We start from the raw sequence: 12,779 nt of genomic DNA, 5'->3' as shown, positions 1-12,779 counted from the left end.
GACTACTGCCCGCCGTTGCCGGTTGGGAACATACTCTGCATATACGTCAATTGAGAGTTCATTTGACCCATTGCAGAATCCATGGCGGAAAATTGATCGTAAGTGCGCTTTCTGACACTTTCGATCCTGTCATCTAGCTTTGTCTGTTCAGTCAGCAGTCTTGTCTGCTGTTCATTAAGGCTATTTTCGCGTGAACGAATACTCCCCGTGATCCCAGTATAGCTATGGATCAAGTCTTCGACGCGTCGCGCAAAGCCATTTCTCCCACCAAAGAAATCATTTAAACCCGCAAAGTTTTGATTCAACTGACGATCAAGCACGTCATAATCTATCTCTAAGCGCCCTTCTAAGGTGGTCGTAATCCCGAGCTGGCTCAAGGTTTTTAGGCCTTCCGGCGCTTCCTCTACTGGACTGACAAACGCTTCGCGCAACTGATTGGTCGAGCTTCTTACTAAGCTATCCCCCATCAAGGGGCCACCACTTTGCGTTGCTGGATCGTACTTCGACAACTCTTGAGTCACAGAGAAATACTGGTTGTAGGCCATGACAAACTGTTCAAGCGCCATACGTGTGGTATCACGATCATAACTCACAGACAAAGTCGAAGGCTCACCTTCAGAGAGGGCTTTCAGCTCTAAGTCTACACCTTCAATTGCGTCTTTAACTTGATTACTGTCACTGGTAATCACCGCCAGACCATCGAGAACAACCCGCGAATCCAATGCTTGTTGCATTTCATTCATCGGGTTAGAAGCATTACTGGCGTTAAATGAAAAGCGTTGAAGGTCGCTCGCAGGATCAGCATCGACAGAGACGCGCACTTTATTGCTCGCCCCTGTTTTGTCACCACTCAGCACCAAACGTGCACCCAGATCATCTTGAATGACAGACGCCATAATACCTGGATTATCAGGTGCTCGGTTGATCTGCCTTACAATATCAATCAGTTTGTCGTTGCCGGGCTCAATGTCGACATTAAAAGAGGTTGTCCCTAAACCAATGCGCAGCGAACCTGCACCGAAGTTTGTGGATTCATCAATGGAGTTAGAGACAATCTTGTGAGAAGTTGCTAATTGCTGGACATCGACACTGTAGCGGCCGACAGCAGCAGAAGAGGTTGCGGAAACCGAGATTTGGTCTGAATTATCCACATCAGCACGCCTTGCGGCCAATGCGTCGTTATTGCGAAAGTCAGACATCAGAGATTTCATGGTGTCGAGCGACTCTTTTAGACGACCATAAGCGCTGATATCCGTCTGGATATCGCCCATCTGGCGATCTATTCGCTCCTGTTTTGGCGCTTTTTCAGCTTGGACAAGTTTATCAACCATACCGTTGATATCCATGCCTGACGCCAACCCTGACATTTGTATTGCCATAAAAATTCCGATTGTGCTGCTTTACACTTTGGTGGACATCAACCCTCCATGAAATTCTGCTATCTGCTTCGAAAGCTCCAGCATCTCTTCATTCGGAATTTGTCGCACCACATCCCCACTCTTTACCTCATAAACGGTGACTACATTTCGCCCTGACTGTTCGTCGATACGAAACGATAACCCTTTATTAAAAGTAGAGACAAACTCATCCATTCGCTCGACCAATTGTTCTAATTGGTCACGCTGCAATTCTCTTTGTTTATCAAGCTTGTCCATCTGCTCTACTCGACGAGTTTGCAGATCAGCCATATCACTGGCTTGCTTAGTACGCGCTTCACTTAAACGCCGAGAGACCGCGGCCGCGTTATCAGAATTATCTTTAGCAACTTTCGTGCCAGAGGCACTGTCTGTGCCCTGTGTTCCAGTCTGGTACGATGGCACAGATGAAGAGGAAACGGATTTTATGTCCATAATCGTTCACCTTTGCATACTGAGGGGCGGCAAGTTGCCTCTGCCGCCCTTATCATTATGGCTCAGAACTTATTAACCTAACAAGCTCAGTGCTGTCTGCGGCGCTTGTTTCGCTTGCGCCAAGATAGACGTACTTGCTTGTTGTAGGATTTGGTTCTTCGTCATGTTCGTCGTTTCTTTCGCGAAGTCTACGTCACGGATACGACTGTTCGATGCGTTCACATTCTCATTAACGTTGTTCAAGTTGTTAATGGTGTGATTCAAACGGTTTTGCGCAGCACCTAGGTTTGCACGGTTCGAATCGATATACTTCATCGCACCATCAAGTACCGCAACCGCTTTCTGAGCACCACCAACGGATGTGACATCAAGGTCAGCAACCGTCGTTGCCGTGTTCGCACCACCGGTTAGGTCAACAGCAACAGGGGCTGCATCGTTAGGGCCTTGAACATTCAATGCACCAGCAGTGAAGGTAACATCACCAAACTGAGAGAAAATCTGTAGTTCACCGGTTTCAGAAACCGACGCATTCACTTTGTCAGTCTGACCATTAATACGGGTTGCAATCTCTTCAACGTCGTCGCCAGCTTTCAAGCCAACCGTCACATCAATCGCTGTACCACCTGCGTCCACATAATCTGCAAGGTTTAGCGTGACATCTGTATCAGCAGTCAGTGTTTGGTCTGATGCGATAGTGGCACCGGTCGCATAGGTAGTACCACCCATCTTAGATTCATCAGCGCGGATGTTGTTAAACGAGATTTGAACCGCTTCACCAGAGTCAGAACCCACTTGGAACGAGCGTGAGCCAAAGGTGCCGTTCAATAGTTTAGTACCACCGAAAGAGGTTGTTTCCGCAATACGGTTAAGCTCTTTCTGCAATGCACCAATCTCTTCCTGAATTGACACGCGGTCTTCATCAGAGTTTGAGCCGTTAGCGGATTGAAGCGATAGATCACGCATACGTTGCAGGATATTGGTCGACTCTTGCATCGAACCTTCTGCGGTTTGCGCCATTGAGATACCGTCGTTTGCGTTACGAACTGCAACATCCAAACCGCGGCTTTGCGTCATCAAACGGTTCGAGATTTGCAGACCTGCTGCGTCATCTTTTGCCGAGTTGATACGTGAACCTGAAGACAAACGCTCCATAGAACGTGCTGTATTATCAGTTGCTGCGTTAAGAAAGCGCTGAGCGGTCATCGCAGAAACGTTTGTATTTACTGTAACTGCCATAGCAATTCTCCTTGTGTTTCCTGGGTTGGCTTTGACCAGCTCAGCCGGTTAAAACCCGAATTCTAATTCATTCAATTTCTTTAGCGGCGACACCCAAAATATCTTTAGACTTTTTTTCCACTTTTTTTTGCGGAAGACCGCTTGCTTCGAATAAGGGTTTCGGCGGCAAAAAGAAAAAATTGAGCGCTTTTTAAGAAAAAATAGAGATTCTTTGCGACAAGGATCAAAAAAGATCAACAAAGTCAACTGACAAGCAAAAGAAGGCGAAGAACAAAAAGAAGTAACTGACACTTTCTAACAACGACGGTGACGCCGATTTTAGGCGCATGAGGGACAAATCGCGTGATTCAAAGAGCAAAAAAAACGGCAAACTGTTGCCAGTTTGCCGTCTTAAGTCTGAATTGATGAAGCTTACTGTAGCAAGTTCAATGCAGCCTGAGGAACCTGTTTCGCTTGAGCAAGAATCGAGGTTGAAGCTTGCTGAAGGATCTGGTTCTTTGTCATTGTGGTGGTTTCTTTAGCAAAGTCAGTATCACGAATACGGCTGTTAGACGCGTTTACGTTCTCCTGTACGTTTGCCAAGTTATTGATAGTGTGACTGAGACGGTTTTGCTTCGCACCCAAATCAGCACGCTGGCTATCAATGTACTTCAACGCGGAGTCAATGATACCGATAGCTTGTTGCGAACCACCCACTGTTTCAACATTGACTTCACCGACAGTGATAGCACCAGACGTTGCACCACTGGTCAAGATGTCAGCAGCACCACTGGCTGGGTCATCTTTGTCCACCAAGCCTGGAGTGATGTTTGTCGTCCCTTCAATGGTGATGACTTCCCCTTCAGCAAACAGCTGAAGCTCACCATTTTCAGAAACAGAGGCTGCCACTCGGTCAGTCTGACCATTAATACGTGTTGCCACCTCTTCGATATCATCGCCTTCCGGCAGTTCAATCGAGACAAGGTTATCAGGGTTACCTGTATCACCAACATAGAAGGCAACAACGTTGTTCGCGCCTGTTGTCCAGTCGGCATCAGCTTGGCCTGCCCCCACCATGATCTGGCCGCCCATATCATCATAATCAGCACGGATGCTGGTCATGCCCATGATAATGGCTTCACCTGAGTCGGCACCAATTTGGAACGCAGCGTTACCAAAAGTACCATTCAGAAGTTTACGTCCACCAAATGCGGTCGTTTCTGCGATACGGTTAAGTTCGTCTTGCAGATCCGACACCTCTTGCTGAATCGCAACGCGGTCTTCATCTGAGTTCGCGCCGTTAGACGACTGAATAGACAAGTCACGCATACGCTGCAAGATATTGGTTGACTCTTGCATTGCACCTTCGGCTGTCTGCGCAATGGAAATACCATCGTTGGCATTTCGCATCGCCACATCCAAACCACGGCTTTGAGCAACCAAACGGTTCGAAATTTGCAGACCCGCTGCATCATCCTTAGCACTATTGATTTTGCTACCAGACGACAAACGTGTCATCGACTGGTTAAGCCCATCAGTAGACTTATTCAGGTAACGCTGCGCAGTCATCGCAGACACGTTGGTGTTTACTGTTACACCCATTTTGCTCTCCTTTGACTTTTCGCTCAGTGCGAAACAGCCTACCCGCATTCATCGAATGATAGGGACAATGTAGCGGGACCAGCTTTAAGTTTTCACATAGAGGCAAGGAACACTCGCCTCACCCTAATTCACACAAAGCAAACTATATGCCAGTTTTTATTTTCAATAATAATCAGTGATTTAGCTGTACTGATTATTGACTTTATTCCTTTGCGGCAATCCCCTGCCTGCTCTTTTCGTCAAAGCGGCAACGATTTATGCATCGTTGCCGCTTTGTTAATCGGTTTTATTAAATGAAATTAAACAATGTTAGCTCTTTGGTTTTAGCAAAAGCTTGCTGTGATGCTTGCAATGCCAACATATTTTCGTTCAATTCAATCACGGCTTTTGAGTAATCCAAATCTTGAAGGCGACCACGAGATTGTGCCAACACTACTTTAAAGTCTAGATGCATATTTTCCTGACGATCTAAGGTTTGCAATCGTGTGCCTAGCTCCGATCTCACTCGGTTGAGATGCTTGAACGACTCGGACATCACTTCCGCCGCATGATGTAGCTCCGCATTGGCAGAGGCATCATTATTTTCCGCTTCAGAAAGTTCGATCACACGCTTAAACGCATCGAAAATATTGACGTGTTCTTGTCGATTAAAGGTGATGGCATCGCCGTCTTTCATCTCACCTGAAAAATTGAGCTGCAAGGTATTAAACTGAATGCCCGTTTGCGCATCGTAAAGGCCAGATTGTACAGACGCACCATTTTGAAACAGTTCATAGGTCACCCCATTCGGTGTCGTTTGAAACGTCACCTGATATTCACTGTTATCTGCATCGTTACTGTTTTGGCCTTCCACCAACAGCAGGTTCGAGCCCTCAGTCAAGCTGTAACTTGGTTTGTAGTCGCCATATGGATTACGCACTTCGAGAAAGACTTTATCACCGGCATCATTGACGGGAATATCGATAGCTGGGGCAACTTGAGACATACGCTGATAGCTATCGCCAGCATAGGTCACTTGATTCAAATTATCGCGGAAAAAAGGCTGCTTGTTATATTGGGTACCCGCAAACAGATAGTTACCCGATTCATCACGGGTGTTGGCTAAATCCATAAACGAGTTATACAGACCTTGCATATCTTGCTTGTGCGCTTCGCGGTCTGCGGTAGCCAAGGATCCGTTGATCATCAGCATGGTTTTTCGCTTGGCACTGTCGGCAATTTGCTCAGCTTCACTGATCGCCGACTCTGCATTCGTGACGCGATTTCGTCCTAAGGTGATCGCCTTTAGATACTGATCAATCTGAACTTCTTGCTGCTCAAAATTCTGAGTATAGATGGAAGCAACAGGATCATCGCCTGCAGTAAGCAAGCGCTTACCACTTGCGAGCTGTTGTTGATTCTGATGAACATTGAGTTGCTGACGGCCAATATCGGCAGCTGTCGATTTGTAATCGTGAAAACTAGCAATACGATTAATCACTTAGAGCTCCTTAGCGCGTCGAATCCAACAGGGTTTCGAATGTCTTATTGGCAGCGGTCATGATACGAGAAGAGGCCATATAAGCTTGTTGAAACTTCATCAGGTTGGCCGCTTCCTCGTCCAGGTTGACGCCGGAAATTTCCGCGACTTTGCTTTCTGCTGCGGTTTTCTCCACTTCAGCAACATCGCGAAGTCGAGAAGCCGACGCCTTCTGAACACCAATATCCGTTGTTAAACCTTGATAAATATCGATGAAGGTCGACTTGCCATCATTCATCACTTTATCGCGCTGGGTATTTTGCATTCGGATCAAGTTGCCGTTGTCACCTTCCGCGGGATTGAAATGGAAGGCAAACACATCGCCACCTTTTGCACCATCACCGAGCTCGATCACGGTACCATCGACAACAATCGGCGTGGTAGGCGGATACGCCTGAGGCGGCTGCAATATCGTGCCATCACGATCGAGAACGGCAAACTGACTCGCATCCGGGGATACCATCACCTTGAACTCAGAGCGAGAACCAATGGCCGCGACATTGACCTCGGCATTGCCTTGCATGCGCGATTCTGAGCTCAAAAAGCTCTGCGCTGCAATCTGGCTTGCGTCATCCATCGTCACTTGAATCAAACCAGCCGCTGAACGGCTCGGTCGCAATAAGATTTTTTCATCGGTTGCAGGCGGTACGCCGACTTCAACACGTAACCCATCCAACTCAAAACTCGGCGGCGTGCCCGTCGCGACAACTTGTTGGCGATTACCATCAGGCAGGGTCACGGTATAGGTAGTACCATCATATCGCAGCGCATACTCGCCCATTTTGAGCTGGCTAAGGTCATCAATGAAGACACTCATCTGCGCATTGGAACCAGCAGGGATTACAACACGATTGGCTGCGGCATCTGGGTCATTAATGTCATTGAACATGTTAACCCCAACTTCACCATTGAGATCAAGCCCTTGATTTTGCAAGCGGTTCATCGTCTCGGTAAAACCGATTGCTAGGCGGCCTAACTCATCCATCGCTTGTGGAATCGTTTTATCTCGCTGCTCTAATGCCGCCGCTAACTTACCGTCTAGGTCCGCCGTTTGAATCACCTTGGTCGCTTTACCCTCACGCAACGCCAGTCGTGTTTGTTGTGGGTCAGGACTGCCCTCCACCATCAGCAACTCACTGGATTCTGTGCCCGACACCAAAGTGTGGCCAGTACCAATCATGACGTTGTAGCTCTCTTTACCCTTCCGGGTCACCGTCACTTTTGTGTATTGAGAAAGTTCATTGATCAACTGGTTGTGACGGTCGAGTAAGTCGTTATCGGTGGAAGGGCTTTTTACCAACGCTTTATGGATGTCGACAATCTCTGCGCCAATATCGTTGATGCGAGAAAGCGTCGCGGCGAGGCCATCATTGGTGTCTGCGCGCTGGCTGACAAGCTGAGCATAGTTGTGGTTCAAACCACTCGCGACCATACGTGCTTTCTCAAGCACCACTTTTCGCGCCCCCATATCATTCGGGGTATCTGCCAAGCTTTTTACCGCGTCGTACCAATCATTGATATCTTCGGGAATTTTCTTTGCACTGTTTGCTAACGTCGTATCAAGTTGACCAAGCTGAGCCTCGCGCTCTTCGGCATAACTCAAGTTTGTCGTGGCAAGATTTACCTCGTTAGCGGCAAACTGGTCAAAAGAACGACTAACAGCGGCAATATGTGACCCCATGCCGTGCTGATTGCCGCCCCACCATAGGGGGTCATTGGTTTGTTGTATAACAGTTTGACGGCTGTAGCCCTCGGTGTTCACATTACTGATGTTGTGACCCGTGGTATTTAGCTGCCGTTGCGCTGTTAATACACCTTGAGCGCCCAAATTGAGCAGATCAAACCCCATTTTGCCTCCGGAAAAACCCTTCTTCTAGACGGTAAAATGCAAAAAGCGCGCCAACTGTCGTTAGTGCGCTTTCTGAAGATAAAAAACAGAGTTTATTGATTTATTTTCAATCAGTTACTTAGAATTCCATTCACACGATTCATCACACTGATCACCTTCTCTGAATACTTAGGATCCGTTGCATAACCCGCCTTGTGGAGTCCACGAATGAACTGCTCTGGTTGGCTAGATTGTGTCAATGCATCACCGTATCTAGGATTCGTTTTAAGGAAGTGAACATAATCATCAAAGCTCGATTGAAAATCGTCATATGAGCGGAATGCGGCACGCTCTTGCACTGCGACGCCATCGTAGTATTCGAGGGTTTGCGTTGCCATCTTATCGCCCTGCCAACTCGGCTGCGCTTTGATGTTAAATAGGTTGTGACTTGAGCCACGTGCATTGGTGATCACTTTTTTACCCCACCCTGTTTCAAGTGCCGCTTGGGCAATCAAAACAGCAGGGTCAGTGCCCAACGAACGGGCAGCACGTTCCGCATAAGGCTGCATGCGCGTCACAAACTCTTCTGGTGAGTTGAAAGGCCGCGACGGTTCTTCAACAGATGGAGAGCGGCCTTCAACCACCCGCTGCATCGCGGCCCTGACGGCCATTTCGTGATCCGTATCGCTCACTGGTAATTCTTTACGCTCGAACGGTACAGCTGGAGATTGTATATTCAATGGCATCGCTTCAGCAGTCTGCTCAAGTGGAACGGGCTCACCTTGACTCTCTGGACGCTCCATCTCTTCTGCGGCACTCAACTGCTCGACAATCAAATCAGCTAACCCAAGTGAGCCTGTTGAACTCAGCTCTGAGGCCATCTGCTCGTCGTGCATCTGCTCATAAAACTGGGTGTGACGGCCACTGGTTAAGTCAGATTCAAATACACTGTTCGCATCACGCATGGACTTAAACAGCATGTTGGTAAAGATAGCCTCAAACTGGGTGGCCGCTGAGCGCAGTGAGCCATCTTTATCCGTATCAACCCCCGCACGAAGGCGGTCTAAGCTGCTTAAATCATGAATAAAACCAGGATCAATATTATTGTTCATATTGCCACCTAGATAATGATCAACTGGCCTTGAATCGCACCAGCTTTTTTCAACGACTGTAGAATCGCCATGAGATCGGATGGCGCAGCACCCACCTGATTCACCGCTCTGACGAGATCATCTAAGGTAATGCCTGGATCAAATTTGAACATCCGACCATCTTCTTCGGTGACTTCAATTTCTGTATCAGGCACCACAACTGTCTGTCCACCCGCCATCGCGTTTGGTTGGCTGACATTCAAATCTTCACGAATCGTCACCGTCATCCCACCATGTGTCACCGCAGCAGGACGCAACTTGACATTTTGTCCCACAACAATGGTGCCAGTGCGTGAGTTGACAATGATTTTTGCCGCGCCATCAGCAGGCTCAAAGGTGAGATTTTCAATGGTTGAGAGGTAAGCAACACGCTGGCTGATATCACGTGGGGCACGAACACGGATTGACGTCGCATCAACGGCCGCTGCCATTTCTGGACCAAGAAACTCATTGATGGCATCCGCCATACGTTGTGCCGTCGTAAAGTCAGACTCAAAGAGGTTAAACGTCAGGAAGTCGCCGCGACCAAAGGGATTGGCAATTTCTTGCTCGACAATCGCACCATTAGAGATACGGCCTACGGTTGGCGTATTACCGACAACACTTGAACCATCCGCACCTTGCGCGCTGAAGCCACCCACAACGAGGCTCCCTTGCGCTATCGCGTAAACATTACCGTCTAAACCCTTCAAGAAGGTTTGTAGCAAGGTACCACCGCGCAGGCTCTTTGCAGAGCCAATCGAAGAGACGGTGACGTCAATCGTTTGGCCTTGCTTAGTAAAAGGCGGCAACGTGGCATGGACGGCGACGGCGGCAACATTTTTAGTTTTCGGCTTGGTACCTGGCGGCAAAGTGATGCCGAAGTTTTGCAGCATGGCGTTAAAAGACTGATCGGTAAACGGGGTTGATTCCCCAGTCCCTGGTAAACCCACCACTAAACCGTAACCCACTAATTGGTTATCTCGAACCCCTGCTACCGCTGCAATATCTTTAATTCTCGCAGCTTGAGCAGGCATCATGGCAATGGTGAGTAACATTGCGGTGATAAGTTTAAGCGCCTTTTGCATGTCAAAACTCCAACACTTCATCTAACTTAATGGCTTCCTAGAGAGCTACATTGAAGAATCGTGCCAAGAATCCTTGCTCTTGCGTATCTTGTTGATCTCCCGTACCTGAATATTGAATTCGAGCATTTGAGATACGTGTTGAGGCAATCGTATTGTCTGGCGCGATGTCATCCGGACGAATCGTGCCGCTCAAGCGGATGTATTCATCCCCTGTATTGAGGGTTAGCCAACGTTCACCGCGGATCATGAGATTGCCGTTGGGTAACACATCGATCACCTCGACAGAGATGGTGCCTGACATACTGTTACTTTGATTCGCCGACGTCGTGCCACTGAAGGAGTTATCGTTAGACACGGCATAAGACAAAGTACGATCGCCAATGGTGATTTCTTGCCCACCGAGAGAGAGCGGATCCATGGAGAGATCAGTCGTTTTACCTAGGTCAGCAGTTGCGCTCTTTTTCGCTTGCGTTTTCTCTTCCAGCATCACAGTGACGATATCACCCAGCCCACGTGGACGTTTATCATCGTAAAGATCTTGCGAATCGCTCACACTGAACAGTGAACCGGTGGCGGTAGAGTAGTGATCAGGCTTTGATTGAGGACGCACAGGTGCCCAAGCAGGATCGCCAGCAACCGCCTCTTCCCGACTACGCAGTAGGTCAATCAAGCCCGCAGAAGAGCCAGTATCCCCTTCGACCGCGTCTACCTCACTGGTGACTAATTGACTATCATCGCCCACATCTTCCGGTGGTGATGCACAACCTGCCACTAATGCAACCAATCCGATAAAGCACAACTTTTTCATGCTACGCCTCCATTAAAGCTGCTGATTCACATAGCTCAGCATCTGGTCAACGGTTGAAATCACTTTCGAGTTCATCTCGTAGACACGCTGCGCTTCAATCATGTTAACGAGTTCTTCAGTCACGTTAACGTTTGATGTCTCTAGCATGGACTGACGAATCTGTCCTAAACCATCAAGCCCCGGCACACCTTCCTGAGGGTCACCGCTTGCCCCTGTTGGCAAGAATAGGTTCTGTCCAATTGGCTCCATACCGCCTGGATTGATAAAGTTAACCGTAGTGATCTGACCGAGGCCCGCATTCTCTTGTTGGCCACGGATACGCGCTGATACTTCACCATCAACCCCAACCGTGATTGCGACTGCATCTTCCGGCACTACGATTTCTGGTTGCACGACATAGCCCGAACCACTGGTTACAAGCTGGCCTTCCGCATTCACAGTGAACTGACCATTGCGGGTATAACCAATGTTGCCATCAGGCAAGAGGATTTGGAAAAAGCCATCCCCTTCAATCATCATATCAAGGGCGTTATTGGTCGTTTGCGTGTTACCTTGTGTGTGCACTTTCTGTGTCGCCACAACCTTTGAACCCGCACCTAACATCAACCCTGAAGGCAGCTCAGTATCCTGAGTTGACTGAGCTCCGGGTTGGTTAATGTTTTGGTAAAACAGATCTTCAAACACGGCGCGGCTCTTTTTAAAGCCGATCGTGGAGGCGTTAGCCAAGTTGTTCGAGATCGTTGAGATGTTGGTCTGCTGGGCATCAAGACCGGTTTTACTAACCCATAATGCTGGATGCATAGTCTAATTCCTTCTCACTTATCCCATTCTCAACAGAGAAGCTTGCGCTTCATCCATCTCTTCGAGGGTTTTCATCATCTTGACCTGCATTTCAAAATGACGTTGAAGTTCGATCATACTGGTCATTTCACCCACGGCATTCACATTGCTGCCTTCCAAGGCACCAGTTAGCAAGCGTACGCTGCCGTCGGCTTCGAGAAATTGGTTCGGCTCTTTGAGCTTAAAAAGGCCGTTGGTGTCTTTGTAGAGTTCGCGATTATCTGGGCGAACAAGCTTAATTCGGTCAACCAGTTCGATGGCATCTGGTGGCGCACCTTGCGGCAAGATGGAGATAGTGCCATCGCGGCCTACTTCAATTTTGCTGATTGGCAAAGGAATAAAAATCGGCCCGCCATTTTCACCGGCAATGAGATGCCCACTACTATTGGTCAACATCCCAGTTTGGTCGATTTTAAGATGACCTGCGCGGGTATAGGACTCTTGTCCGATGTTATCCACGACGGCAATCCAACCATCACCCTCAACAGCAACATCAAGATCGCGCCCCGTCGTCATCACAGAGCCTTGTGAGAAATCAAATCCTGGACGCTCTGTCATTGAGAACACGCGGCTTGGCATCCCTTCGCCATAGGCTTGCATACTACGCGCTTGTTCCAAGTCCGCACGGAAACCTGTAGTTCGTACGTTAGCCAGGTTATTGGCATGGGCCTGTAACCCGTACATATCTTGTTTTGCGCCGCTCATAGCGAGAAATAGTGCGCGATCCATAATGCTCTCCTCGGTTGACAACCTAGATAAAGCAATAAAGATGCCAGTTTTAAAAGTGATGTAAAACCAAGGGATTAATGGCGTTTTCGGCGACTTTTATCCTGATTCAAGGTAAAGGCTTGCCGGAGAAGAATAAAGAAGAGAGGAAAAATTGCCGCGGCAAGCTTGCC

Annotated in this window: 11 protein-coding genes; all 11 read right to left on the bottom strand. The window is 48.3% G+C overall.

Annotation, left to right across the window (positions count from 1 at the left end; genetic code table 11):
- Positions 1-2: 2 nt before the first annotated feature.
- The 11 genes from fliD to flgF all read right to left on the bottom strand — a co-directional run bounded on the left by fliD (position 3) and on the right by flgF (position 12,609).
- Positions 3-1,379 (bottom strand): flagellar filament capping protein FliD, encoded by a 1,377-nt coding sequence (gene fliD, locus TSUB_RS04275; protein ID WP_087021540.1) that lies wholly within the window; start codon positions 1,377-1,379, stop codon positions 3-5.
- 21 nt (positions 1,380-1,400) lie between these two features.
- Positions 1,401-1,850 carry a flagellar protein FlaG gene (locus tag TSUB_RS04270; RefSeq protein WP_087021543.1) on the bottom strand — a complete coding sequence of 150 codons (450 nt, stop codon included), beginning with the start codon at positions 1,848-1,850 and terminating at the stop codon, positions 1,401-1,403.
- 72 nt (positions 1,851-1,922) lie between these two features.
- Entirely contained in the window at positions 1,923-3,086 is a 1,164-nt protein-coding gene (locus TSUB_RS04265) for a flagellin (protein WP_087021546.1), read from the bottom strand.
- 411 nt (positions 3,087-3,497) lie between these two features.
- Positions 3,498-4,667 carry a flagellin gene (locus TSUB_RS04260; RefSeq protein WP_087021549.1) on the bottom strand — a complete coding sequence of 390 codons (1,170 nt, stop codon included), beginning with the start codon at positions 4,665-4,667 and terminating at the stop codon, positions 3,498-3,500.
- Between the two features lie 289 nt (positions 4,668-4,956).
- Complete coding sequence (gene flgL, locus TSUB_RS04255) at positions 4,957-6,147, bottom strand: flagellar hook-associated protein FlgL (protein WP_087021552.1); 1,191 nt, start codon at positions 6,145-6,147, stop codon at positions 4,957-4,959.
- Positions 6,148-6,157: 10 nt separating this feature from the next.
- Positions 6,158-8,035 (bottom strand): flagellar hook-associated protein FlgK, encoded by a 1,878-nt coding sequence (flgK, locus tag TSUB_RS04250; protein ID WP_087021555.1) that lies wholly within the window; start codon positions 8,033-8,035, stop codon positions 6,158-6,160.
- Between the two features lie 110 nt (positions 8,036-8,145).
- Positions 8,146-9,126 (bottom strand): flagellar assembly peptidoglycan hydrolase FlgJ, encoded by a 981-nt coding sequence (gene flgJ / locus TSUB_RS04245; protein WP_087021557.1) that lies wholly within the window; start codon positions 9,124-9,126, stop codon positions 8,146-8,148.
- Positions 9,127-9,134: 8 nt separating this feature from the next.
- Positions 9,135-10,232 carry a flagellar basal body P-ring protein FlgI gene (locus TSUB_RS04240; protein ID WP_087021560.1) on the bottom strand — a complete coding sequence of 366 codons (1,098 nt, stop codon included), beginning with the start codon at positions 10,230-10,232 and terminating at the stop codon, positions 9,135-9,137.
- Between the two features lie 37 nt (positions 10,233-10,269).
- Positions 10,270-11,040 carry a flagellar basal body L-ring protein FlgH gene (flgH, locus tag TSUB_RS04235; RefSeq protein WP_087021563.1) on the bottom strand — a complete coding sequence of 257 codons (771 nt, stop codon included), beginning with the start codon at positions 11,038-11,040 and terminating at the stop codon, positions 10,270-10,272.
- A 12-nt stretch (positions 11,041-11,052) separates the two neighbouring features.
- A complete protein-coding gene (gene flgG / locus TSUB_RS04230; protein WP_087021566.1) occupies positions 11,053-11,841 on the bottom strand; it encodes a flagellar basal-body rod protein FlgG in 789 nt (262 codons plus the stop codon).
- Between the two features lie 18 nt (positions 11,842-11,859).
- Positions 11,860-12,609, bottom strand: a complete 750-nt coding sequence (gene flgF / locus TSUB_RS04225; protein WP_087021569.1) for a flagellar basal-body rod protein FlgF — start codon at positions 12,607-12,609, stop codon at positions 11,860-11,862.
- Positions 12,610-12,779 lie beyond the last annotated feature (170 nt).

Origin of the sequence: Thaumasiovibrio subtropicus, from assembly GCF_019703835.1 — a bacterium.
In the GTDB taxonomy this organism is placed as follows: Bacteria; Pseudomonadota; Gammaproteobacteria; order Enterobacterales; family Vibrionaceae; genus Thaumasiovibrio; species Thaumasiovibrio subtropicus.
This window is presented reverse-complemented; position numbering and strand designations above follow the sequence as displayed.